Annotated in this window: 18 protein-coding genes and 1 pseudogene; 14 read left to right on the top strand and 5 right to left on the bottom strand. The window is 74.0% G+C overall.

All coding sequences use genetic code 11. The features are described 5' to 3' along the window. The first annotated feature begins 405 nt into the window (after positions 1 to 405). Both sucC and sucD read left to right on the top strand, forming a co-directional pair. A complete protein-coding gene (gene sucC, locus ACZ4W9_RS34805) occupies positions 406 to 1,581 on the top strand; it encodes an ADP-forming succinate--CoA ligase subunit beta (protein WP_467942493.1) in 1,176 nt (391 codons plus the stop codon). Between the two features lie 26 nt (positions 1,582 to 1,607). After that, entirely contained in the window at positions 1,608 to 2,492 is an 885-nt protein-coding gene (gene sucD / locus ACZ4W9_RS34800; RefSeq protein WP_318201812.1) for a succinate--CoA ligase subunit alpha, read from the top strand. Between the two features lie 97 nt (positions 2,493 to 2,589). Here the strand turns inward: sucD and ACZ4W9_RS34795 are convergent, their stop codons facing one another. Then, positions 2,590 to 3,555, bottom strand: coding sequence for an RNA polymerase sigma factor (locus tag ACZ4W9_RS34795; protein ID WP_467942491.1), 966 nt, complete (start codon positions 3,553 to 3,555; stop codon positions 2,590 to 2,592). A gap of 111 nt (positions 3,556 to 3,666) precedes the next feature. Here ACZ4W9_RS34795 and ACZ4W9_RS34790 point away from each other — a divergent pair, with 111 nt between their 5' ends. Continuing rightward, positions 3,667 to 5,472 (top strand): cell division protein PerM, encoded by a 1,806-nt coding sequence (locus tag ACZ4W9_RS34790; RefSeq protein WP_467942490.1) that lies wholly within the window; start codon positions 3,667 to 3,669, stop codon positions 5,470 to 5,472. Positions 5,473 to 5,722: 250 nt separating this feature from the next. Here the strand turns inward: ACZ4W9_RS34790 and ACZ4W9_RS34785 are convergent, their stop codons facing one another. Continuing rightward, a complete protein-coding gene (locus ACZ4W9_RS34785; RefSeq protein WP_467942489.1) occupies positions 5,723 to 6,733 on the bottom strand; it encodes a hypothetical protein in 1,011 nt (336 codons plus the stop codon). Between the two features lie 282 nt (positions 6,734 to 7,015). On the opposite strand from ACZ4W9_RS34785, the gene purN reads away from it, so the two are divergent. Together purN and purH are read left to right on the top strand one after the other, a co-directional pair. Continuing rightward, a complete protein-coding gene (gene purN, locus ACZ4W9_RS34780) occupies positions 7,016 to 7,654 on the top strand; it encodes a phosphoribosylglycinamide formyltransferase (protein WP_467942487.1) in 639 nt (212 codons plus the stop codon). Then, positions 7,651 to 9,213, top strand: a complete 1,563-nt coding sequence (purH, locus tag ACZ4W9_RS34775; RefSeq protein WP_467942486.1) for a bifunctional phosphoribosylaminoimidazolecarboxamide formyltransferase/IMP cyclohydrolase — start codon at positions 7,651 to 7,653, stop codon at positions 9,211 to 9,213. Before purN ends, purH begins: the two co-directional genes overlap by 4 nt. 103 nt (positions 9,214 to 9,316) lie before the next feature. Here purH and ACZ4W9_RS34770 read toward each other — a convergent pair whose 3' ends face one another. Continuing rightward, the gene (locus ACZ4W9_RS34770; RefSeq protein WP_467942485.1) at positions 9,317 to 9,970 is read right to left on the bottom strand and encodes an RDD family protein; all 654 of its coding nucleotides are present in this window, start codon (positions 9,968 to 9,970) and stop codon (positions 9,317 to 9,319) included. Positions 9,971 to 10,200: 230 nt separating this feature from the next. Between ACZ4W9_RS34770 and ACZ4W9_RS34765 the strand changes: the two genes are divergently transcribed. From ACZ4W9_RS34765 to ACZ4W9_RS34750, 4 genes are all read left to right on the top strand, one after another. After that, complete coding sequence (locus tag ACZ4W9_RS34765) at positions 10,201 to 11,055, top strand: bifunctional methylenetetrahydrofolate dehydrogenase/methenyltetrahydrofolate cyclohydrolase (protein ID WP_467942483.1); 855 nt, start codon at positions 10,201 to 10,203, stop codon at positions 11,053 to 11,055. Further along, a complete protein-coding gene (locus tag ACZ4W9_RS34760; RefSeq protein ID WP_467942482.1) occupies positions 11,045 to 11,518 on the top strand; it encodes a DUF3017 domain-containing protein in 474 nt (157 codons plus the stop codon). Before ACZ4W9_RS34765 ends, ACZ4W9_RS34760 begins: the two co-directional genes overlap by 11 nt. 202 nt (positions 11,519 to 11,720) lie before the next feature. After that, complete coding sequence (locus ACZ4W9_RS34755) at positions 11,721 to 13,634, top strand: helix-turn-helix domain-containing protein (RefSeq protein WP_467942481.1); 1,914 nt, start codon at positions 11,721 to 11,723, stop codon at positions 13,632 to 13,634. 323 nt (positions 13,635 to 13,957) lie between these two features. Further along, complete coding sequence (locus ACZ4W9_RS34750; protein ID WP_467942479.1) at positions 13,958 to 14,947, top strand: malate dehydrogenase; 990 nt, start codon at positions 13,958 to 13,960, stop codon at positions 14,945 to 14,947. 206 nt (positions 14,948 to 15,153) lie between these two features. On the opposite strand, the gene ACZ4W9_RS34745 is transcribed toward ACZ4W9_RS34750, so the two are convergent. Both ACZ4W9_RS34745 and ACZ4W9_RS34740 read right to left on the bottom strand, forming a co-directional pair. Next, entirely contained in the window at positions 15,154 to 15,975 is an 822-nt protein-coding gene (locus ACZ4W9_RS34745) for a serine hydrolase domain-containing protein (protein WP_467942477.1), read from the bottom strand. A 102-nt stretch (positions 15,976 to 16,077) separates the two neighbouring features. Continuing rightward, a complete protein-coding gene (locus ACZ4W9_RS34740) occupies positions 16,078 to 16,371 on the bottom strand; it encodes a hypothetical protein (RefSeq protein ID WP_467942476.1) in 294 nt (97 codons plus the stop codon). Positions 16,372 to 16,439: 68 nt separating this feature from the next. On the opposite strand from ACZ4W9_RS34740, the pseudogene ACZ4W9_RS34735 reads away from it, so the two are divergent. The 5 genes and pseudogenes from ACZ4W9_RS34735 to ACZ4W9_RS34715 all read left to right on the top strand — a co-directional run. After that, positions 16,440 to 16,838: pseudogene (locus ACZ4W9_RS34735) on the top strand (LysR substrate-binding domain-containing protein); the annotation flags it as partial. A gap of 175 nt (positions 16,839 to 17,013) precedes the next feature. Further along, entirely contained in the window at positions 17,014 to 18,534 is a 1,521-nt protein-coding gene (locus ACZ4W9_RS34730) for an aldehyde dehydrogenase family protein (RefSeq protein WP_467942475.1), read from the top strand. 118 nt (positions 18,535 to 18,652) lie between these two features. Continuing rightward, positions 18,653 to 20,188 carry a GMC family oxidoreductase gene (locus ACZ4W9_RS34725; protein WP_467942473.1) on the top strand — a complete coding sequence of 512 codons (1,536 nt, stop codon included), beginning with the start codon at positions 18,653 to 18,655 and terminating at the stop codon, positions 20,186 to 20,188. Further along, entirely contained in the window at positions 20,185 to 21,342 is a 1,158-nt protein-coding gene (locus ACZ4W9_RS34720) for a quaternary amine ABC transporter ATP-binding protein (RefSeq protein WP_467942472.1), read from the top strand. The genes ACZ4W9_RS34725 and ACZ4W9_RS34720 overlap by 4 nt, the downstream gene beginning before the upstream one ends. Beyond that, positions 21,342 to 23,294 carry an ABC transporter permease gene (locus ACZ4W9_RS34715; RefSeq protein WP_467942471.1) on the top strand — a complete coding sequence of 651 codons (1,953 nt, stop codon included), beginning with the start codon at positions 21,342 to 21,344 and terminating at the stop codon, positions 23,292 to 23,294. Before ACZ4W9_RS34720 ends, ACZ4W9_RS34715 begins: the two co-directional genes overlap by 1 nt. The last annotated feature ends 1 nt before the right edge of the window (position 23,295 follow it).

The raw sequence follows: 23,295 nt of genomic DNA, 5'->3' as shown, positions 1-23,295 counted from the left end.
TCACCGGGGGGGGGCTAAGACGCCCCCCCCCCTCCCCCCCCCCCCCCTCCCCCCCCCCCCCCCCCCCCCCCCCCCCCCCCCCCCCCCCCCCCCCCCGCGGCGGCGCGCGTCTCACCGGGCCCGTCCGCGCCCGGTGAGACCGCGCAGATCACCCGCGGACACGCAACGACACCCATACGACGGCACCCCGTGCCAGGGAATGCGGCATCATGTGACAGGTATCACCGCGCGTGTGTGACCCTCGATTTAGGGAGCCCCCGCAAGCGGCGATAACCTGCGAGACGGACATGCCGCGCGCTCGGACACCGTGTGCGCCTCCCTTGTGACAAGCGGACGTCACGTTGCCCTTCGCGGCACGCCCACGCATCCAACGAACCGCGAGATCACTGATAGGGACGGAAGCGCGTGGACCTGTTCGAGTACCAGGCGAGGGACCTCTTCGCCAAGCACGATGTACCGGTGCTGGCCGGTGAAGTCATCGACACGCCTGAGGCGGCGCGCGAGATCACCGAGCGGCTCGGCGGCAAGTCCGTCGTCAAGGCGCAGGTGAAGGTCGGTGGCCGCGGTAAGGCCGGTGGCGTGAAGCTGGCCGCCACCCCGGACGAGGCCGTTGCCCGCGCGACGGACATCCTCGGCATGGACATCAAGGGCCACATGGTCCACAAGGTCATGATCGCCGAGACCGCTCCGGAGATCGTCGAGGAGTACTACGTCTCCTTCCTCCTCGACCGCGCCAACCGCACCTTCCTCTCCATCGCCTCCGTCGAGGGCGGCATGGAGATCGAGGAGGTGGCGGCCACCCGTCCGGAGGCCGTCGCCAAGACCCCGATCGACCCGATCGACGGTGTGGACGAGGCCAAGGCCCGCGAGATCGTCGAGGCCGCCAAGTTCCCGGCCGAGGTCGCGGACAAGGTCGCGAACGTCCTGGTCAGGCTGTGGGACACCTTCATCAAGTCGGACGCCCTCCTGGTCGAGGTCAACCCGCTGGCGAAGGTCGCCTCCGGCGAGGTCATCGCCCTGGACGGCAAGGTGTCGCTGGACGACAACGCCGAGTTCCGTCACGACTGGGACGAGCTGCACGACAAGGCCGCCGCCAACCCGCTCGAGGCGGCTGCCAAGGAGAAGGGCCTCAACTACGTCAAGCTCGAGGGCGAGGTCGGCATCATCGGCAACGGCGCCGGTCTCGTCATGAGCACCCTGGACGTCGTCGCGTACGCCGGTGAGAAGCACGGTGGCGTCAAGCCCGCCAACTTCCTGGACATCGGCGGCGGCGCCTCCGCCCAGGTGATGGCGAACGGCCTGGAGATCATCCTGGGCGACCCGGACGTGAAGTCCGTCTTCGTGAACGTCTTCGGCGGCATCACCGCCTGCGACGAGGTCGCCAACGGCATCGTGCAGGCCCTGAAGCTCCTGGAGGACCGCGGCGAGAAGGTCGAGAAGCCGCTCGTCGTCCGCCTCGACGGCAACAACGCCGAGCTGGGCCGGAAGATCCTCACGGACGCCAACCACCCGCTGGTGCAGCGCGTCGACACCATGGACGGCGCGGCCGACAAGGCCGCCGAGCTGGCCGCCGCCAAGTAAGTACGAGGACGAGGACTCACACCACCATGGCTATCTGGCTCAACAAGGACAGCAAGGTCATCGTCCAGGGCATGACCGGCGCCACCGGCATGAAGCACACCAAGCTCATGCTCGGTGACGGCACGAACGTCGTGGGCGGCGTGAACCCGCGCAAGGCGGGTCAGACCGTGGACTTCGACGGCACCGAGGTACCCGTCTTCGGCACCGTCAAGGAGGCCATCGAGGCCACCGGCGCCAACGTCTCCGTCATCTTCGTGCCGGAGAAGTTCACCAAGGACGCGGTCGTCGAGGCCATCGACGCCGAGATCCCGCTGGCCGTCGTCATCACCGAGGGCATCGCCGTGCACGACACGGCCGCGTTCTGGGCGTACGCCGGCAAGAAGGGCAACAAGACCCGCATCATCGGCCCGAACTGCCCCGGCATCATCACCCCGGGCCAGTCGAACGTCGGCATCATCCCGGGCGACATCACCAAGCCGGGCCGCATCGGCCTGGTGTCGAAGTCGGGCACGCTGACGTACCAGATGATGTACGAGCTGCGCGACATCGGCTTCTCCACGGCCGTCGGCATCGGTGGCGACCCGATCATCGGCACCACCCACATCGACGCCCTGGCCGCGTTCCAGGACGACCCGGAGACCGACCTCATCGTGATGATCGGTGAGATCGGCGGCGACGCCGAGGAGCGTGCCGCGGCGTTCATCAAGGAGAACGTGACCAAGCCGGTCGTCGGCTACGTCGCGGGCTTCACCGCGCCGGAGGGCAAGACCATGGGTCACGCCGGCGCCATCGTCTCCGGCTCCTCCGGTACCGCGCAGGCCAAGAAGGAGGCCCTGGAGGCCGCCGGCGTCAAGGTCGGCAAGACCCCGACCGAGACGGCGAAGCTGGCCCGGGAGATCCTCTCGGCCTGAACGGCTTAGCACCGCCTCGGCAGGCCCGTCCCCTCACCGGGACGGGCCTGCCGACGTTTTGCCGCGCCACGGCATGCCGCCGCGCCGGCCGCCGTCCTCACCGAGGCTGTGGGGCCAGGCGTTGCGGGCCGTTGGTTTCCGTTCCGGCCAGCTTCTCCCGCAGGGCGCGCTGCTCCTGGGACAGCGGACCCATTCCGCCCGCCGCCGGTACCCCCCGTACCGCCCGCGCCGGGGCGATCGGCGGCTCGTACCGGGTCGGCGCCGTGCGCAGCGTGAGCGTCGTCGCGCCGACGATCGTGACCGTGAAGGCGATGGCCGCCCGGGTCCAGAAGACGTTCCGGCGCTCACCGCCGGTCCGTACGTGTGTCGGCCGGGCCGCGCTCAGCCGTTCGGCCGAGGCCAGTTCGAGCAGGCGGCGGTGGAGCGCGGCGGGATCGGCCAGCTCCGGCAGCCGTGCGGCCACCGCCTCGCGCGCATGGGTCAGCCGGCTCGCGGCGGCCGGGGTGCTCGCCTCCGTCTCCGCCGCCGTCTCCGGCAGATCGAGCCCCACACCGTCGTACAGGACGAGTGTGCGCCGGTAGGCCGGCGGCAGCGTGAGCAACGCGTGCAGCAGTTCCCGGTCGGCCGGTTCGGCGGGCGGGGGTTCCGGGGACCGGTGGCGGGGCCGGAACCGGTGCCAGGGGGAGAGCGCGCAGTCGTACGCCACCGCCCGCACCCACCCGGCCGGATCCCGGTCCCGGGCCACGTCCGGCCAGCGCTGCCAGGCCAGCTGGAAGGCCCGCTCCACCGCCTCGCGGGCCAGCTCCCGGCGCCCGGTGAGCAGATAGGTCTGGCGTACGAGGGCGGGGGCGCAGAAGGCGTAGAGGGCGTCGAAGGCTTGAGCGGGCGTCAACTGCGCAGGTCGGTCGGACGGTACGCCGGTCCGTTGCTCCGCATCCGTGTCCGTGGTGTCCGGGCCCGTCCGGCCGGGCGTCTTCTGAACCGGCGTCAGCGGCCGGGACCGGCGCAGGCGTCGGCGGTTGCCCGGCGGTGGCGGGCCGGCGGTGGTCTGCGTCGTCACCATGCACCCTTTCGTACGAAAAAGAACATAAACATATGATGGGCGACACATCGGGTGTTCGCCCGTTACACCGGGAAAGCGCGTGTCGTTGGGAGCATGGCGTGCGTGATCCGGATGACCGTTCGCCCTTCGTCGTCGTCGCCCGCGCTCTCCCGGCTGCGCGACCACTCGCCCGGACTGGCCGCGAGCCTGCTGGCCGGGGCCGTCGCGGCCGGTCTGGGCCTCGGCTCGCTGGCGGTGCTCGTGATGGTGCTGTGGGTCAGCTCGCCGTACCCCGACAGCGGACCGGCCGGTGCGCTGCACGTCGCCGCCGGTCTGTGGCTGCTGGCGCACGGCGTCGAACTGGTCCGCGCCGACACGCTGTCCGGCGCCCCCATGCCCGTCGGCGTCACCCCGCTGCTGCTGCTCGCCCTGCCGGTGTGGCTGCTGTACCGGGCGGCCCGGGACGCCACCGACGCGCCCGCCGAACCGGACGGCCCGCCACCGGTGCCCGCGCGCACGGCGTGGACGGGCGTGGTCCTCGGCTATCTGGGCGTCGGCGTCGCCGCGGCGCTGTACTGCGCCGGCGGCGAACCGCGCCCGCACTGGGGCTGGCTGACGGTGTGCCTGCCGGCGGTGGTGGCGAGCGCGGCCGGCGCCGGGGTGTGGTCGGCCCACGGCCACCCGTCCGAGCCCGTGCTGCGCGTGCTCGCGGTGCTGCCGGGACGGGTGCGGCGGCTGGTGTTCGGCGGGGACGAGCCGGCCCGGCTGGGCGCGGCGGCACGGGCCGCCGGTGCCGCCACGGCGGTGCTCCTCGGCGGCGGGGCCCTGCTGGTCGGGGTGTCACTGGTGTGGCACGGCGCGTCGGTGCGGGTGTCCTTCCTCCAGCTGGCGGAGGGCTGGACGGGCCGGTTCGCCGTCCTGCTGCTCGCCATCGCGCTGATCCCCAACGCCGCGCTGTGGGCCGCGTCCTACGCCCTCGGCCCCGGCTTCGCCCTCGGCGACGGACACCTGGTCAACCCCTTCGCTTCCGACCCCGCCCCGCTGCTGCCGCCGTTCCCGCTGCTGGCAGCGGTGCCGGAACCGGGGGCCGGTGCGCCGCAGAACTGGGCGGCGGGGCTGGTGCCGGCGGTGGCCGCGATGACGGCGGGGTGGTTCGTGGCGCGGGCGGCGGTACGGCGACCGGGCCCCGGGGAGCCGGCCCGGGCCCGCTGGACGGCCGTCCAGACGGCCGGGGTGGTGCTGCTGACGGCGGTGGTCTGCGCGGCGGCCGTCGCCGTGCTGACCGCGCTCGCCGGCGGACCGCTGGGCGTGGCCGCGCTGTCCCGCCTCGGCCCGCCGTGGGTGCGCGCCGGGGGCGCGGCGGCGGTCTGGACCTCGGCGTTCGCGCTGCCGACGGCCCTCCTCGCCCGGGCCTGGCGGCTGCTGCGCGGCCGGCATCCGGGACCCGGCGGGGACCCGGCGCCGGGGGAGAGGGGAAGCGGCACGGTCGCCGGCGCGTCCCCGGTCTCGGCGGAGCAGGGGGCGGCCGGGGAGACATCGGACAGGGGAGAGCCGCCGGAACCGGGCCCGGGCGCCGCCGGAACCGTGGGGGCCGCGCACGGGGGCGCCGGAGCCGACCCGACCGTGTCCGGGGCCAGGCGGTGGGGCCGGGGCGGGCGGAGGGTGCCGGGGCGGGCGGAGGCCGCGGCCGAGGCCGCCGAGGAGGACCTCTACGACTTCCTCCCCGCCGAGGACCCGTTCCCGACGCCGTTCGCCGAGTCCCGCGCAGGCGACTGGCACGACGACATGGCCCGTGTCTCCCGCTGGGCGGCCCTGAGACAGGCCGCGTCGGACTCCGCCCCCGCACCGGCCGCCGAGCCGTCACCCGCGGAGCCGCCCGGGCATCCGCCCACCGCCCCGGAGCCCCACCCCGGCACCCGGACGCACTCCTCGGAGTGAGGAGCGGGACACGGCCGCCCGTCCACCCCTGCACACCGGCCGGACCCCGGCCTCGGGGCGGCCGGCGTCATGCCCCGGCCGGCCACGGCCGCGCTGCCGGGCCGCCCGGTCCCGGTCGCGGCAGGCCGGAGCCGTGTGCCCCGGCCCGCCCGGCCCTCGCCCGCGACCCCCGGACGGGTGACCCTGCCGGTCCGTCCGCCCGGCCCAAGTCGCCGGTACCCGTGCCCCGGCGCCCGGCCGGGAGCCGGGCTCAGTCGTTCTGGTCGCCCAGGATGTCCCGCAGCTGGTGCGGGAGCAGGGTCTCGCAGGACTGTCTGGCCTCGTGGGTCAGGGCGTCGCCGACGCAGGTGTAGTAGTCGCGGTAGACCAGCTGGACGGTGAAGGACGAGGCCACCAGGATCAGCGCCAGGGACGCCGTGACCAGCCCGGCGACGGCCCACGTCCGCTGGGGCCGGCCGGTCGGGGGCGTCGGGCCGGCCGGGGCGTCCGGGGCCGGCGCGGGCGGCTTGGCGCGCAGCGCGCTGCTGCCCCAGTACAGGGACAGCGCACCCAGCAGCAGGGCCACGTACGGCCAGCTGAACAGGGCGAAGAAGACCGCCCACATGCCGGACAGCAGGGCGTACCGCGCACGCCGCTGGGCCGGATCCCGCGGGTCCCAGCGCATGCCGGGACCGGTCGGTCCGCCGGGCCCCTGTGGTCCGCCGCCCGGCCGCTCGCCGAAGCCGCCGGGGGAGCGGCCGGGCTGCCGGTCGCTCCACTGACTGCCCCAGGGCGCCCCGCCCTCGGGACCGGAACCCGGCCCGGGACCCTGCCCCGCACCGGCGCCCGGCCACGGGGCATAGCCGTGCCCTTGGCCCTGCTGCCCGGCACCGGAACCCTGCCCCGGCCCGCCCGCTCCCTGCGCACTCCCGGAACCACCCGGATCCCGCGGGCGCCAGGGCCGGTCCGGAGTGCCCTCCGGCGGCGGCGCGAACGGATTGTCGTCCTGCCGTCCGCCGCCCTGCCCGGAGCCATCGCCACCGGGGCCCTGCCCGGAGCCACCGGGACCCTGGCCGGATCCGCCGTGCCCGGAGCCGCCGTACCCGCCGTGCCCACCGTGTCCCGAACCGCCGGGACCGCCCTGACCGGAGCCGTCGCCCCCGCCCCCGGGCGTGGGGGCGGGCGGGGAGGACGGACGCTCCCTCAGCAGTGCGGCGCCCCGCTCGCCTCCCTGGGCCGGGCGCGGCGGGAACGTGAGGTGTCGCAGGCTGCGATCGGGCATCAAAAGAGCGTCTTCCCCTAGGTGACTACGGCAGTTCCGTCGTGAGCTTCCTCCCCGTGAACGCACCGCACGACGACCGCGTTCCCGAGGCTGCTCTCTCGTGATTCCCCGCGAACGCTACCGTCCGGCCGGGCACCCGTCCCGAGGGGCCCGTCCGGAGTGCCGGTATCGTTGCTGACGGCCGGCCGCTTCGTAGACTTCCCCGTATCCGGGAGCGCGAAGCATTCGTACGACCGTACAAACCGGCCGAACACGGATCGCAACCCGAGAAAGGGCCCCATCGTGGCCGCCACCTCCGCCGGCCCGGCAGTCAAGCGCCTCGTCGTGCTGGTCTCCGGCTCCGGCACCAATCTGCAGGCGCTGCTGGACGGGATCGCCGCCGCCGGCCCCGAGGCGTACGGCGCCCGGGTCGTGGCCGTGGGCGCCGACCGCGAGGGCATCGAAGGGCTGGCCCGGGCCGAGCGCGCCGGCATCGCCACCTTCGTGCGAAAGGTCAAGGACCACGGCACCCGCGAGGAGTGGGACGCCGCCCTCGCCGAGGCCGTCGCCGCGTACGAGCCCGACCTCGTGGTCTCCGCCGGGTTCATGAAGATCGTCGGCAAGGAGTTCCTGGCCCGGTTCGGCGGACGCTTCGTCAACACCCACCCCGCCCTGCTCCCCAGTTTTCCCGGCGCCCACGGCGTCCGTGACGCGCTCGCGTACGGCGCCAAGGTGACCGGCTGCACCGTCCACTTCGTCGACGACGGTGTCGACACCGGCCCGATCATCGCCCAGGGCGTGGTCGAGATCCGGGACGAGGACGACGAGAGCGCGCTGCACGAGCGCATCAAGGAAGTCGAGCGAAGGCTGCTCGTCGAGGTCGTGGGGCGGCTCGCCCGCCACGGCTATCGCATTGAGGGACGAAAGGTAGTTATCCAGTGACCGCCGAGAGCAACAAGCGGGCGATCCGACGCGCGCTCGTCAGCGTCTACGACAAGACCGGCCTGGAGGAGCTGGCCCGCGGGCTGCACGAGGCCGGTGTGGAACTGGTCTCCACCGGCTCCACGGCAGGCCGGATCGCCGCCGCCGGCGTCCCCGTCACCAAGGTCGAGGAGCTGACCGGCTTCCCCGAGTGCCTGAACGGCCGGGTGAAGACCCTGCACCCGAAGGTGCACGCGGGCATCCTCGCCGACCTGCGCCTGGACAGCCACCGCACGCAGCTTGCCGAGCTGGGCGTGGAGCCGTTCGACCTGGTGGTCGTCAACCTCTACCCGTTCCGCGAGACCGTCGACTCCGGTGCCTCGCCCGACGAGTGCGTGGAGCAGATCGACATCGGCGGCCCCTCGATGGTGCGCGCCGCCGCCAAGAACCACCCGTCCGTGGCCGTGGTGACCAGCCCGGAGCGGTACGCCGACGTCCTCGCCGCGGTCAAGGACGGCGGCTTCGACCTCGCCGCCCGCAAGCGGCTGGCCGCCGAGGCGTTCCGGCACACCGCGGAGTACGACCTCGCGGTCTCCTCCTGGTTCGCCGCGGCCTACGCCCCCCTCGACGACTCCCGCTTCCCGGACTTCACGGGCACCACCTACACGCGCAAGGCCACCCTGCGCTACGGCGAGAACCCGCACCAGGACGCCGCCCTGTACGTGGACGGCACCGGCGGTCTCGCCGAGGCCGAGCAGCTGCACGGCAAGGAGATGTCGTACAACAACTACACGGACACGGACGCCGCCCGCCGTGCCGCGTACGACCACGACGAGCCCTGCGTCGCGATCATCAAGCACGCCAACCCCTGCGGCATCGCGGTCGGCGCGGACGTCGCCGAGGCGCACCGCAAGGCGCACGCCTGCGACCCGGTCTCCGCGTACGGCGGTGTGATCGCCGTGAACCGGCCGGTCAGCAAGGAGATGGCCGAGCAGGTCGCCGAGATCTTCACCGAGGTCATCGTCGCGCCGGACTACGAGGAGGGCGCGCTGGAGGCCCTCGCCAAGAAGAAGAACATCCGCGTGCTGAAGGCCCCGGGCGCGCCCGCGAACGCGGGCGAGGCCAAGCACATCGACGGTGGTGTGCTGCTCCAGGTCACCGACCGGCTCCAGGCCGACGGCGACGACCCCGCCCACTGGACGCTGGCCAGTGGCGAGGCGCTCTCCGAGGCGGAGCTGAAGGAGCTGGCCTTCGCCTGGAAGGCCTGCCGCGCGGTGAAGTCCAACGCGATCCTGCTCGCCAAGGACGGCGCGTCGGTCGGCGTCGGCATGGGCCAGGTCAACCGCGTCGACTCCTGCAAGCTGGCCGTCGAGCGGGCGGGCGAGGAGCGGGCCCGGGGCGCCTACGCGGCCTCCGACGCCTTCTTCCCCTTCCCCGACGGCCCGCAGATCCTGATCGACGCCGGCGTCCGGGCGATCGTCCAGCCGGGCGGCTCGATCCGGGACGAGCAGGTCGTGGAGGCCGCCAAGCAGGCGGGCGTGACCATGTACTTCACGGGCACGCGCCACTTCTTCCACTGAGCCCCGCGCCTCGGCGTGTTCCCGCCCGTCGCGGCCGGCGGGCGGGAAGACGCGTGAAGCCGTGCGCCCGCACGGGCGCACGGCTTCTTCGCGGTGCGTACGGTCAGTTCTGGACGACCATGGTGCTCGCGGCCTTGTCGTGCCAGCCCTGCTGGCGGCCGGACTTGTCCCAGAACGGGGACAGGTAGACGACCAACTGGCCGATTCCGCAGGCGAAGCTGCCCACGATGGGGATGATCCAGCGGATGAACGACTTGCCGAGGCCCGGCTTCTGGCCGTCCTCGACCTTGACCACCCGGATGCCGACGGCCAGCTTGCCGAGGGTCGCGCCGACCAGGCCGGTCATCAGCCACTCGTAGACCAGGCCGATCACCGCCATGACGCCGATGGCCGCGGCTATCCCGCTGGCGAAGTTCGAGCTGGCGTTGTCGATGCAGCTCTGGTAGTCGGCCGCCGACGTGTCGCACTTCTTGGCCTCGCCGACGAGGCCGGCGACACCGGCCACGGTCAGGATGCCGTAGATCACGCCGAAGACGACGGCGTCGATCAGACGGGCACCGCAGCGGCGGCCCATCGAGGCCACGCGCGGAGCCGGGCCGCCCGGAAAGCCCGGGGCCTGCGGGTAGCCGTAACCGCCCTGGGGCATGCCGGGCGCCTGCGGGTAGCCGTAACCGGGCTGCCCCTGCTGCGGGTAGCCGTAGGGCTGCTGGGGCTCCTGGGGCGGGCCGTAGCCGGGGTTGGGCGAGCCGTAACTCATGACCGAATTCCTCTGTTAACACTTCGGGGACGGCGCGGAAGGCACGGAGGAACGTCAGGAACTGAGCGGTTTGCCCCCCACCAGACCGCGGTATTGCGCCGATCATCGTCATGGCAAGGGGCGAAATTTGTCCAGCCGGTGACCTCATGTGTTGTGCAAGTGCAACATCAACGATCAAGCCGTGACACCCGGATTGGAACCGGGAGCGGGTCATCCGCGAGGATGGGGACATGACCGCCCAGATTCTCGATGGCAAGGCCACCGCAGCCGCGATCAAGTCCGATCTGACCGCCCGCGTGGCGGCGCTGAAGGAGAAGGGCGTCACGCCCGGCCTCGGCACGATCCTGGTCGGGGACGACCCCGGCAGCCAGAAGTACGTCGCCGGCAAGCACCGCGACTGTGCCCAGGTGGGCATCGCCTCCATCCAGCGCGAACTGCCCGCCACCGCCACCCAGGAGGAGATCGAGGCGGTCGTCCGCGAGCTGAACGAGGACCCGGCCTGCACGGGCTACATCGTCCAGCTCCCGCTGCCCCGGGGCATCGACGAGAACCGCATCCTGGAACTGATGGACCCGGCCAAGGACGCCGACGGCCTGCACCCGATGAACCTCGGCCGGCTGGTCCTGAACGAGCCCGCCCCGCTGCCCTGCACCCCCAACGGCATCCTCACCCTGCTGCGCCGCCACGGCGTGGAGATCAAGGGCGCCGAGGTCGTGGTCGTCGGCCGCGGTGTCACCATCGGCCGCCCGATGCCGCTGCTGCTCAGCCGGCGCAGCGAGAACGCCACCGTCACCCAGTGCCACACGGGCACCCGTGACCTGTCCGCCCACCTCAAGCGCGCCGACATCATCGTCGCGGCGGCCGGCTCCCCGCACCTGATCCGCGCCGAGGACGTCAAGCCGGGCGCGGCCGTCCTGGACGTCGGCGTCTCCCGCAACGCAGAGGGCAAGATCGTCGGTGACGTGCACCCGGACGTCACCGAGGTGGCCGGCTGGATCTCCCCGAACCCCGGCGGCGTCGGCCCGATGACCCGGGCCCAGCTGCTGGTCAACGTGGTCGAGGCGGCGGAGCGCAGTGCCGGCTGAGGACGCCCGCGGGCACGCGGAACCCACGGTGCGCGACGCGATCAGCGCCCCGGACGCCACGGGGCGCCCGCGCCGCGTCACCCGCCGCTTCCCGCTCTTCACCCGGGACACCGCCCGCCCCGAGGGCGGCGGCCGGGCGGCGCCCGGCGGCGCTCCGGCGCCCGCCCGGCAGTGGCCGCTGCTCACCGTCGTCGGCCTGGTCGCGCTCGGTCTGCTGGTGACCGCGCTGGACGCGTTCCGCGCGGGGACGCTGATCATCGGTCTCGCCCTGCTGGGCGGCGCGGTGCTGCGGTGGATGCTGCCCGACGTCGGCATGCTCGCCGTACGCTCCCGCTTCACGGACATCGCCACCTACGGCGTCCTGGGCCTGGCGATCTTCCTGCTGGCGCTGATGATCCAGCCCGACCCGCTGCTGAAGCTGCCCTTCCTGAAGGACATCCTGCACTTCACGCTCACCAAGTAGCGTGCGCCGTACGGCAGGTGGCCCGCCTTCCCCCCGGGGACGCGGGCCACCTGCCGTCCCGGCCTCGCCGAGGTGGTGGCCCGACGCCGGCCACCCGTCGTGTGCGTCCGGCCCCGGGAACTGGAATCCTTGGGCAACGCATCCCTGTGGGTGGCGGGGACGCTTGAGATCGACAGCACGACCGGGGGAAGAGGGGGAACCCATGCCTCGATGGACAGCCTTGCCGGACGATCTGGACCCGCAGATCACGGAGTTCACCGTCGGGTTGCGGCAACTGGTGGACCGTGGTGGTCTGAGCGTCGCGGCACTGGCCGACCGGACGGGCTACGGCGCGACGTCCTGGGACCGGTACCTGGGCGGCCGGCTGCTGGCGCCCAAGGGTGCGGTCATCGCCCTCGCGGAGGCCACCGGCACCGACCCGGGCCCGCTGACCACCCTGTGGGAGCGGGCCGAACGCGCCTGGAGCCGGGCGGAACTGCGGGACGGCAGCACGATGCAGGCGCTGCGGATAGCGGAGGGGCGGAACAACCGGAAGCCCGCCGACGAGGACACCGGGCCTGCTGCCGGGACGACCGCCGGGACGACCGCCGGGAAGACCGTCGGAAAGACCGCGGGCAAGGGGCTCGGCGCGAGCACCGGGCAGGGCGTGGGCGAGGACGCCGGGCTCGGCGTCGGCAAGGGGCCCGGCGAAGGTGCCGGGCAGGGCGGCGGAAAGGGGTTCGGCGAAGGTGCCGGGCAGGGCGGCGGAAAGGGGTTCGGCAAGGGGACCGGCACGGGCAAGGGACCCGGACAGGGCCCTGGCACCGGTACCGCCGACGTGCCGGGAAGTTCCGGTCCCGGCTGGGTCTCGCCGGCCATCCCCTCCCAGCCGACGGACCCGGACACCGACCCCCGCGACCGTACGGCGGCGGACGGTTCGACGAGCGGCAGGGGCGCGGCCTCGGACGGCCGGGGTGGTTCCGGTTCCGGTGCGGCGGGCGACGGCGGCACGGTCGCCGGTGGCGCGGCGGCCGGTGGCCGTGCCGGTACGCGTCCGGTGGGTGGCGTGGCCTCGGACGGCCGGGGTGGTTCCGGTTCCGGGGCGGTGAGTGACGGCGGCACGGTCGCCGGTGGCGCGGCGGCCGGTGGCCGTGCCGGTACGCGTCCGGCGGGTGGCGTGGCCTCGGACGGCCGGGGCGGTTCCGGTACCGGCGCGACGGGTGACGGCGGTGAGGGCTCGGCGAGTCGCGGGGGCGCGGGTGCGGCCGGTGGTGGTTCCGGCGCGGTGGCCGGCGACACCGGTACGCCCGTCAAGAACTCCTGGGGCCTGGCCGGCTACCGGGGCCCGTCGCAGGCGAGCGCGCGTCCGGGCGCCCGGCCCGACGGAACCCCGGCGGCCGCCCCCTCCGGCCCCCTCGGCAAGCCCGCCGGTCCGCCGGCCGCCCCCGGCGGCCCTTCGGGTACCTCGGCGGGCCCGTTCGGCACTCCCGCCAACTTCCTCAACATCCCCGCCGGAACCCCCGGCATGCCCGTCGGCGCCCTCGGCACCCCGCCCGCCCCCGACGCGACCCGCCCCCTGGGTACGCCGTCCGGTCCGGCCCGTACTCCCGGAGGGGGGCAGACCGGGCCGGGGCAGGGGTGGTCCGCGCGGCGGCAGCAGGTGGTGATGTTCTTCGCGGGACTGATCGGCGTGCTCGCCCTCATCGCCGGGGTCTTCTACTTCACCCACCGCGACGGCGACGGCAAGGCCGGGAACGAGGCCAAGCCCTCCCCGTCGGCCTCCGCCCACCCCAGCCCGCCCCCCGGCGTCAAGTGCGCCGGCTCCGACTGCACCGGCAAGGACGCCGAGGCCATGGGCTGCGGCGGCGACCTGGTGACCACCGCAAAGACCGCCACCGTGGGCACCACCACCCTGGAGGTCCGCTACAGCAAGGTCTGCGGGACCGTCTGGGGCCGGATCACCAGCGGCGTGCCCGGTGACACCGTGCGGGTCAGCGCGGGCAAGGAACGGCAGACGGGTGACATCACCGCCGTGGGGGACACCATCGGGTACACCCCGATGGTCGCCGTACGGAACCCGGCCCAGGCCAGGGCCTGCGCCACCCTCGCCTCGGGCCAGACCGGCTGCACGGAGTGAAGAATTCCGGTAGACGCGCATAGGGCGCCGGATCCTGGGCACGCGAACCGTACCCCCACGGGAGTCCGGAACTCCGGCCCCCACCGGCGGCCGCCGCCGTCCCACCTCTCCCGGACGGCGGACGGCCGCCGTTCGCGTTCCCCCGCCCCGCCGGCCAGGCGTTACGTCCCCACTGGTCCCCTTGTGGGGTGAGCCACACGGCCCCGGACGTCTCGCATGCCGGATGAGCGATAGCCTGTCCGCTGATCTCTCTTGATACCAAGAGATCGATCATCCGCCCGGGGCAGGGACGCCCCACCGCCAGCTGTCATACGGAGAACGCCATGACCCGCACTCCCGTGAACGTCACCGTCACCGGCGCGGCCGGCCAGATCGGTTACGCCCTGCTCTTCCGCATCGCCTCCGGCCAGCTGCTCGGCGCGGACGTGCCGGTCCGGCTGCGCCTCCTGGAGATCACGCCGGCGCTCAAGGCCGCCGAGGGCACGGCGATGGAGCTGGACGACTGCGCCTTCCCGCTGCTCAAGGGCATCGACATCACCGACGACCCGAACGTGGCGTTCGACGGTGCCAACGTGGCCCTGCTGGTGGGCGCCCGCCCGCGTACCAAGGGCATGGAGCGCGGTGACCTGCTGGAGGCCAACGGCGGCATCTTCAAGCCCCAGGGCAAGGCCATCAACGACCACGCGGCGGACGACATCAAGGTGCTCGTCGTCGGCAACCCGGCCAACACCAACGCGCTCATCGCGCAGGCCGCCGCGCCGGACGTCCCGGCCGAGCGCTTCACCGCGATGACCCGCCTGGACCACAACCGCGCGCTGACCCAGCTCGCGAAGAAGACGGGCAGCTCGGTCTCCGACATCAAGCGCCTGACCATCTGGGGCAACCACTCCGCCACCCAGTACCCGGACATCTTCCACGCCACCGTCGCCGGCAAGAACGCCGCCGAGGTCGTGAACGACGAGAAGTGGCTGGCCGAGGACTTCATCCCGACCGTCGCCAAGCGCGGTGCCGCGATCATCGAGGCCCGTGGCGCCTCGTCGGCCGCCTCCGCCGCCAACGCCGCGATCGACCACGTCCACACCTGGGTCAACGGCACCGCCGAGGGCGACTGGACCTCCATGGGCATCCCGTCGGACGGCTCCTACGGCGTCCCGGAGGGCCTGATCTCCTCCTTCCCGGTCACCTGCAAGGACGGCAAGTACGAGATCGTCCAGGGCCTGGACATCAACGAGTTCTCCCGCGCCCGCATCGACGCCTCCGTCAAGGAGCTGGCGGAGGAGCGCGACGCGGTCCGCGGCCTCGGCCTCATCTGAGCGTCCGGATGTGACTCCGGCGGCCGGTGTGGGCTATAGTCGATCACACACCGGCCACCGGAACTCCCGGAAGCCGACTGTGCGTTGGTGGTCCAAGGAAAGACGCCCCGCTTCCTGCGGGGAGATGCAGGTGCAAGGCCTGCCCGGCGCTCCACACACGAGGTCCCCTCCCGCTTCCGCGGGAGGGGACCTCGTCGTATGCGGCCCTACGCCCGCCGCAGCGGTGCGATCCCGGCCCGGTCGGTGTCCTCCGCCCGCCCGCCCAGCCGGTGCACCACGGCCCACCGCCCGTCCGCCATCGCCCCGGCGAACACGGACGCGTCCCGGGTGGCGCCGTTGTGCCAGGTCAGTGCTCCCGCCGACTGCCAGCCCACGGCCGGTTCGCCCAGCCGCCGGTCCACCAGCAGCGCCACGACGAGCGCGGCGACCGCGCGCGGAGTCGCCCACAGGCCGCCCGCCGGGAGGATCGCCCCGTCCATCGTCCAGGGCCTGCGCCGCGTTCCCGGCCACAGCCCGGGCGCCGTCAGCCGTCGCCCGGGCGCCGGGCGGGCGGTCACCTCGGTGACGCCCGCCGGCCGCAGGACGTACGCCTCCAGCAGTTCTTCGTAGCCGGCCCCGCCCGCGGCGGCCAGGGCGGCGCCGAGGACGGCGTAGCCGAGGTTGGAGTACTCCTCGTCCCCCGGCGGGCGTACGGCGACGGTGTCCAGGCCGCGGACCAGCCGCGCCAGCTCCGCCGGGCCGAAACCCGCGTACGGGTCCCGGCCCGCGAGGCCGGGCGGCAGCCGGGGGAGACCCGAGGTGTGCCGGGCCAGGTGCAGCAGGGTGATGCCGGTGCCCAAAGGCGCCGGCAGCCACCGTTCGACGGGGTCGTCGAGCCCGGCCACGCCCGCCTCCGCCAGCCGGGCGAGCAACGTGCCGGTCAACGCCTTCGTGAGGGAGCCGATCTCCACATAGCGGTCCGGCGCGTGCCCGCCGGTCACCCGGGGCGGGGCCGCGTCGGTCAGCACGCAGGCGGGGATACGGCGCACGGCGGGTCCTCTCGATCGGGGCTCGTACCGGGTACGACGCCCGGTGCCGGCCGAACGGTTCGGACGACCGGGGGACGCGACGCGCGCGGCCCGCTGGACGCTTCAGGCGACCGGCTCCCGCGTCGCCGTCGGGGCTGCCGGGGCCGTCGGGGACGGGCGGCCGGGGTCGCGGTAGCCGGTGACGACCGCGGCCGTGGCCACCAGGGCCGTCAGGCCCACCATCCGCAGCGCCGGGCCCATGCCGGCCGCGAAGTCGGAGTGGGACGCCAGCGCGGTGCCGGCGACGGCGACCCCGAGGGCGGCGCCGATCTCGCGGGCCGAGGTGCCGAGACCGGAGCCGAGACCCGCCCGGTGCGCGGGCAGGGACACCACGACGCCCAGGGTGAGCGCGGGCATGGCCAGGCCCGTGCCCGCCGAGATGACCAGCAGCCAGCAGGCGTACAGCGGGTAGGGCGTGTGCGCGCGTCGTACGGTCCGGCCACCCGTTGCTGGACGGCGCGCTGACGCCCGAGCGGTTCGCCGGGGCGGCGGGGCGCATCAGCGTCTCCCGGCGCGGCCGGCAGCACGGCCCGATCGACGACGCCCTCGCCGCGCTCGGTCTGCGGCGCCGGGTGGTGGGCAGCGTCGGCAGCTACCCGGCCTCGCTGTTCGTGCTGCGCGAGACCGACCTCGTCGGTCTGATCACCGAGTGGGGCCGCCCGCTGGCCGACGCCCTCGGGCTGGTCGTCTTCGAGATCCCGCTCGCGCTGCCGGCGATGCGGGTGGGCTTCGCCTGGCACCCGCGCCACGACGCCGACCCGGCCCACGCCTGGCTGCGCGACTGCGTACGGGAGCTGCTGGCGGCGCGGCCGGTGACCGGCTGACCTGCGCCGGCCTTCCGTTTCCCTCCGTTATGCCCACCGTTTTCCGTGACCCCGCGCACGTTCGGCCACGGATTCCGCATGCCCCGCCGGGGCCCTGGGAAGGCGGCGACGGTCCCCGAGAGTGACCCGCGTGTGACACAGGGGCACGGAACAGGAACGGAAGGCGACACCGAACATGGCGGACAGAACGGAACGACAGCCCCGGGCGACCATCCACGCGGACGGCGCGTGGCTCGCGGCGGCCTCCGGCGCGACCCGGGAGGTCCTCGACCCGGCGGACGCCCGGCCGTTCGCCGTGGTCGCCGAGGGGGACGAGAAGGACGCCGACCGCGCGGTGGCCGCCGCCCGGCGCGCCTTCGACCGCGGCCCCTGGCCCCGCACCCCGGTCGCCGAACGCGCCGCGCTGCTGCGCCGCGTCGCCGCCCTCCTCCAGCGCGACCGCGAGGAACTCGGCCTGCTGGAGAGCCGGGACGCCGGCAAGACCGTCGAGGAGGGCCGCGTCGACATCGACTGCGTCGCCGACGCCTTCCGCTACTTCGCCGACCTGGTCGCCGCCGAGGCTCCCGGCCGGGTGGTCGACGCGGGTTCGCCCGGCATCCACAGCGTGGTCGTCCACGAGCCGGTCGGCGTCTGCGCGCTGATCACCCCCTGGAACTACCCGCTGCTCCAGGCCAGCTGGAAGATCGCCCCGGCGCTCGCGGCCGGCAACACCTTCGTGGTCAAGCCGAGCGAGATCACCCCGATGACCACCATCGCGCTGATCGGCCTGCTGGCCGAGGCGGGCCTGCCCGCGGGCGTGGCGAACCTCGTCACCGGCCCCGGCCCAACCGTCGGCGCCCGGCTCGCCGAACACCCCGACGTCGACCTGGTCTCCTTCACCGGCGGCCTGGCCAGCGGCGTCAAGGTCGCCCAGGCCGCCGCGCCCACCGTCAAGAAGGTCGCCCTCGAACTCGGCGGCAAGAACCCGAACGTCGTCTTCGCCGACGCCTGCGCCACCGAGGAGGGCTTCGACACCGCCGTGGACCAGGCCCTCAACGCGGCCTTCATCCACAGCGGCCAGGTCTGCTCGGCCGGCGCCCGGCTCATCGTCGAGGAGTCCGTCCGGGACCGCTTCGTCACCGAACTGGCCCGCCGCGCCCGGAAGATCAGGCTCGGCCGCGGCACCGTCGACGGCGTCGAGTGCGGCCCGCTCGTCTCCGAGCGGCAGCGCGCCAAGGTCGAGGCGTACGTCGCCTCCGCCCTCGAAGAGGGTGCCGTCCTGCGCTGCGGCGGCAAGCGGCCCGAGCCGTCCCCCGACCGCCCCGCGTCCGGCTGGTTCTACGAGCCGACCGTCCTCGACCACTGCCACCGCGAGATGCGCGTCGTCCGCGAGGAGGTGTTCGGCCCGGTCCTCACCGTCGAGACGTTCCGCACCGAGGAGGAGGCCGTCCGGCTCGCCAACGACACCGAGTACGGCCTGGCCGGCGCGGTCTGGAGCGCGGACACCGCGAAGGCCCGCAGGGTGGCGTCCCGGCTGCGCCACGGCACCGTCTGGATCAACGACTTCCACCCCTATCTGCCGCAGGCGGAGTGGGGCGGCTTCGGCAGGAGCGGCACCGGCCGCGAGCTGGGCCCCGCCGGACTCGCCGAGTACCGCGAGACCAAGCACGTCTACGAGAACCTCGCGCCGAAGCCCGTGCGCTGGTTCGCCGGCTGACGCCCTCGGCCCACCGGCTGCCCCCTCCGGCCCACGGGCTGCCCCCTCGGCCCGCCGGCCGGCCCTTCTTCAGCTCTCCGCACCGAGACCGAGTCCGAGTCCCTGGAGTAGTACCCCCATGTCCGACACCACCCCCCACGTCTACGACTACGTCGTCATCGGCGGCGGCACGGCGGGCTCCGTCATCGCCTCCCGCCTCACCGAGAACCCCGACGTCACCGTCGCCGTCATCGAGGGCGGCCCGAGCGACGTCGGCCGCGACGACGTCCTCACCCTGCGCCGCTGGATGGGCCTGCTCGGCGGCGAACTCGACTACGACTACCCGACGGTGGAGCAGCCGCGCGGCAACTCCCACATCCGGCACAGCCGCGCCCGCGTCCTCGGCGGCTGCTCCTCGCACAACACCCTGATCTCCTTCAAGCCCCTGCCGTCCGACTGGGACGAGTGGGAGGCCGCCGGCGCCAAGGGCTGGGGCGCCGTCCCCATGGAGGCCTACTTCGCCCGCCTGAAGAACAACATCGTCACCGTCGACGAGAAGGACCGGAACGCCATCGCCCGCGACTTCGTCGACGCGGCCCGGGCGGCACTCGGGGTACCCCGCATCGAGGGCTTCAACCGGGCGCCGTTCACCGAGGGCGCCGGCTTCTTCGACCTCGCCTACCACCCCGAGGACAACAAGCGCTCCTCCGCCTCCGTCGCCTACCTCCACCCGGTGATGGACGAGCGCCCCAACCTGACGATCCTGCTGGAGACCTGGGCGTACCGGCTGGAGCTGGACGGCACCCGCGCCGAGGGCGTGCGGGTGCGCACCAAGGACGGCACGGAGCTGCTGATCCGCGCCCGCGAGGAAGTCGTGCTGTGCGCGGGCGCCGTCGACTCCCCGCGCCTGCTGCTCCACTCCGGCATCGGCCCCCGGGCCGACCTGGAAGCGCTCGGCATCCCCGTCGTGCACGACCTGCCGGGCGTCGGCGAGAACCTGCTCGACCACCCCGAGTCGGTCATCGTCTGGGAGACCCACGGCCCGATCCCGGAGAACTCGGCGATGGACTCCGACGCGGGCCTGTTCGTGCGCCGCGACCCGGAGCACGCCGGCCCGGACCTGATGTTCCACTTCTACCAGATCCCGTTCACCGACAACCCGGAGCGCCTCGGCTACCGGCGGCCCGAGTCCGGCGTCTCCATGACCCCGAACATCCCCAAGCCCAAGAGCCGCGGCCGCCTGTACCTGACCAGCGCGGACCCCGACGTCAAGCCGGCCCTCGACTTCCGCTACTTCACCGACGAGGACGACTACGACGCCCGGACCCTGGTCGACGGCATCCGCATCGCCCGCGAGATCGCCAAGGCCGAGCCGCTGGCCGGCTGGCTCAAGCGCGAGGTGTGCCCCGGCCCGGAGATCACCGGCGACGCCGAGCTGAGCGAGTACGCCCGCAAGGCCGCCCACACCGTCTACCACCCGGCGGGCACCTGCAAGATGGGCGCCGCCGACGACGAACTCGCCGTCGTGGACCCCGAGCTGCGCATCCGCGGTCTCGACGGCATCCGCATCGCCGACGCGTCCGTCTTCCCGGCCATGACCGCAGTCAACCCGATGATCGCGGTGCTCATGGTCGGGGAGAAGGCCGTCGACCTGATCGGAGGTGACCTGCGATGACCCTCACCGTCCCCACCCGCAAGCCGCCCACCACGGGCGACCCCGTCTTCTCGGTGTCGCACCTGTGGAAGGTCTTCGGACCCAGGCCCGAGCGTGTCCCGGCCGACCCGGAACTCAGCGCCCTGCCCGCCGCCGAACTCCGTGCCCGCACCGGCTGCACCGCCGCCGTCCGGGACGTCTCCTTCGACGTCCGCAAGGGCGAGGTCTTCGTCGTCATGGGCCTGTCCGGCTCCGGCAAGTCCACCCTGGTCCGCTGTCTGACCCGGCTGATCGAGCCGACGGCCGGCACCATCGCCATCGACGGCGAGGACGTCCGCGCGATGGACACCTCCCGGCTGCGCGAGCTGCGCCGGCACCGGGCCGCGATGGTCTTCCAGCACTTCGGGCTGCTCCCGCACCGCACGGTCCTCGACAACGTCGCCTACGGACTGGAGATCCAGGGCGTCGGCCGGTCCGAACGCCGGGAACGCGCCGCCGAGTTCGTCGCCAAGGTCGGCCTGGCCGGCATGGAGAGGCGCCGCCCCGGCCAGCTGTCCGGCGGTCAGCGGCAGCGGGTGGGGCTGGCCCGGGCGCTGGCCGTGGACCCCGAGGTGCTGCTCTTCGACGAGCCCTTCAGCGCGCTGGACCCGCTCATCCGCCGGGACATGCAGGACGAGGTCACCCGCCTGCACCGGGAGGAGGGCCGCACGATGGTCTTCATCACCCACGACTTGAGCGAGGCCCTGAAGCTCGGCGACCGCATCGCCCTGATGCGCGACGGCCGTGTGGTCCAGCTCGGTACCCCCGAGGAGATCGTCGGCTCCCCGGCCGACGACTACGTCCGCGAGTTCGTCCGCGACGTCCCCCGCGAACAGGTCCTGACCTGCCGTACGGCCATGCGCCCCGCGTCCCCCGGGGACGCCGCGGGCGGCCCGGCCCTGCGCCCCGAGGCCACGGTCGCCGAGGCCATCGAGGCGGTGGCCCGGGCGGGCACCCCGGCGCGGGTGATGGACCAGGGCCGCTGCCTGGGCGTGGTCGACCACGACCGGCTGCTCGGCGTCGTGGCGGGCGTCACCCCCGGCACCCGGCCCGCGGCCCCCACCGCGACGACGTCCGCCACCCCCGCGACGACCGACGGCGCCACCGCGGCCGGCGCCACCCCGGAGGCCGTCTGATGGCAACGCTCAGTCTCCCGACCGCCAGAACCAAGGCCCCCCGCCTCCTGAAGAACCGGGCCGCGGCCAAGCTCCTCCTGCTCGCCCTCCTCACCGCCGTCCTCCTGCCCGTCCTGCACCGCTGGGGCAACGGAACCTGGCCCCACTCGCTGACCGTCAGCCTCGACAAGCCGCTCGCCTCCGCCAGCGACTGGGTCATCGACAACCGGGACAGCCACCCCCTGTTCCTGTACTTCCTCGGCCACCTCAGCAACGCGGTCGTCATCGCCGTACGCGCCGTCTACCTCACCCTCCTCGCCGCGGGCTGGGCCGGTGTCACCGCCTTCGGCGCCCTGCTCGCCTGGCGGCTGGCCGGCCCGCGCCTGGCCGCCGGCACGGCCCTCGCCCTCCTGGCCTGCGGCGCGCTCGGCATGTGGGTGCCGACCATGCAGACCCTCGCCCTGATGGTCGTGGCGGTCCTCGCCTCCGTCGCCGTCGGCGCGCTCCTCGGCGTCGCCGCCGGCCTCTCCGACCGGCTCGACCGCGCCCTGCGCCCGGTCCTGGACACCATGCAGGTGCTCCCGGCCTTCGCCTATCTCCTCCCCGTCGTCCTGGTCTTCGGCATCGGCGTGCCCGCGGCCGTCCTCGCCACCGTCGTCTACGCCGCCCCGCCGATGGCCCGCCTCACCGCGCTCGGGCTGCGCGGGGCCGACCCCGAAGTCCTGGAGGCCGTGGAGTCGCTCGGCGCCACCCGCCGCCAGCGGCTGCTGACCGCCCGTATCCCGCTGGCCCGTGAGGAGCTGCTGCTCGGCCTCAACCAGACGATCATGATGGCGCTGTCCATGGCCGTCATCGCGGCCGTCATCGGCGCCGGCGGCCTCGGCGACCGCGTCTACCAGGCGCTCGCCTCGGTCGACGTGGGCGCCGCCCTCGCCGCCGGCATCCCGCTCGTGCTGCTCGCGATCGTGCTGGACCGGCTCACCGGAGCGGCGGGCGACGACACCGCCCGTCCGCGGGCCACCGGCCGCCCGGGGATCACCGGCTGGGCCGCCACCCTGGCCGGCACCGTCGCCGCCGCCCTCGCCGCCCGGCTGCTCGGCGCCTCCGACTGGCCCGCCGGCCGGACCCTGGACATCGCCCAAGGGGTCAACCGGGCCGTCGACTGGATGACCGACCACCTCTACTCCGGCATCCCGGTCGTCGGCGGCACCGCCGACTGGGCGGGCCGCTTCACCACCTGGGTCCTGGACCCCGTCCGCGCCGGACTCCAGGGCATGCCCTGGTGGTCGGTGCTGCTCGTGGTCGCCGCCCTGTCCTGGCTGATCGGCACCTGGCGCACCGCGCTCACCGCCGTCCTCGCCATGGCCGCGATCGGCGTGCTCGGCGTGTGGGAGCCGTCGCTCGACACCCTCTCCCAGGTGCTGGCCGCCGTCGCCGTCACCCTCGTACTGGGCCTCGCCACCGGCATCGCCGCGGCCCGCAGCGACCGCGTCGACCGCGCCCTGCGCCCGGTCCTGGACGTCCTCCAGACGATGCCGCAGTTCGTGTACCTGATCCCGGTCGTCGCCCTGTTCGGCGTCGGCCGCGCCCCCGCCGTCGCCGCGGCCGTCGTCTACGCCCTCCCGGCCGTCGTCCGGATCACCGCGCAGGGCCTGCGCCAGGTCGACCCGGCCGCCCTGGAGTCCGCGCGCTCGCTCGGCGCGACCGGACGGCAGCAGCTGTGGCAGGTGCAGCTCCCGCTCGCCCGGCGCGCACTGCTGCTCGCCGTCAACCAGGGCGTGGTCCTGGTCCTCGCCGTCGTCATCATCGGCGGCCTGGTCGGCGGCGGCGCCCTCGGCTACGACGTCGCCTTCGGCCTCGCCCAGGGCGACCTGGCCACCGGCCTGGTGGCCGGCGCCGCCATCGTCTGCCTGGGCCTGATGCTCGACCGGGTGACACAGCCGACCGGGCGCCGCCCGGGGAAGGGAGCCTGAC

This window comes from Streptomyces sp. NPDC029296 (assembly GCF_055569255.1).
This window is presented reverse-complemented; position numbering and strand designations above follow the sequence as displayed.

Excerpts from the sequence above, each read along its gene's own strand:
- ACZ4W9_RS34725 (WP_467942473.1), top strand. The coding sequence starts at position 18,653 with ATGTCCGACACCACCCCCCACGTCTACGACTACGTCGTCATCGGCGGC.
- ACZ4W9_RS34715 (WP_467942471.1), top strand. The coding sequence starts at position 21,342 with ATGGCAACGCTCAGTCTCCCGACCGCCAGAACCAAGGCCCCCCGCCTC.
- ACZ4W9_RS34750 (WP_467942479.1), top strand. The coding sequence starts at position 13,958 with ATGACCCGCACTCCCGTGAACGTCACCGTCACCGGCGCGGCCGGCCAG.
- ACZ4W9_RS34740 (WP_467942476.1), bottom strand. The coding sequence starts at position 16,371 with ATGCCCGCGCTCACCCTGGGCGTCGTGGTGTCCCTGCCCGCGCACCGG.
- ACZ4W9_RS34795 (WP_467942491.1), bottom strand. The coding sequence starts at position 3,555 with ATGGTGACGACGCAGACCACCGCCGGCCCGCCACCGCCGGGCAACCGC.
- ACZ4W9_RS34755 (WP_467942481.1), top strand. The coding sequence starts at position 11,721 with ATGCCTCGATGGACAGCCTTGCCGGACGATCTGGACCCGCAGATCACG.
- ACZ4W9_RS34765 (WP_467942483.1), top strand. The coding sequence starts at position 10,201 with ATGACCGCCCAGATTCTCGATGGCAAGGCCACCGCAGCCGCGATCAAG.
- ACZ4W9_RS34720 (WP_467942472.1), top strand. The coding sequence starts at position 20,185 with ATGACCCTCACCGTCCCCACCCGCAAGCCGCCCACCACGGGCGACCCC.
- ACZ4W9_RS34785 (WP_467942489.1), bottom strand. The coding sequence starts at position 6,733 with ATGCCCGATCGCAGCCTGCGACACCTCACGTTCCCGCCGCGCCCGGCC.
- ACZ4W9_RS34770 (WP_467942485.1), bottom strand. The coding sequence starts at position 9,970 with ATGAGTTACGGCTCGCCCAACCCCGGCTACGGCCCGCCCCAGGAGCCC.
- sucD (WP_318201812.1), top strand. The coding sequence starts at position 1,608 with ATGGCTATCTGGCTCAACAAGGACAGCAAGGTCATCGTCCAGGGCATG.
- ACZ4W9_RS34790 (WP_467942490.1), top strand. The coding sequence starts at position 3,667 with ATGACCGTTCGCCCTTCGTCGTCGTCGCCCGCGCTCTCCCGGCTGCGC.
- ACZ4W9_RS34730 (WP_467942475.1), top strand. The coding sequence starts at position 17,014 with ATGGCGGACAGAACGGAACGACAGCCCCGGGCGACCATCCACGCGGAC.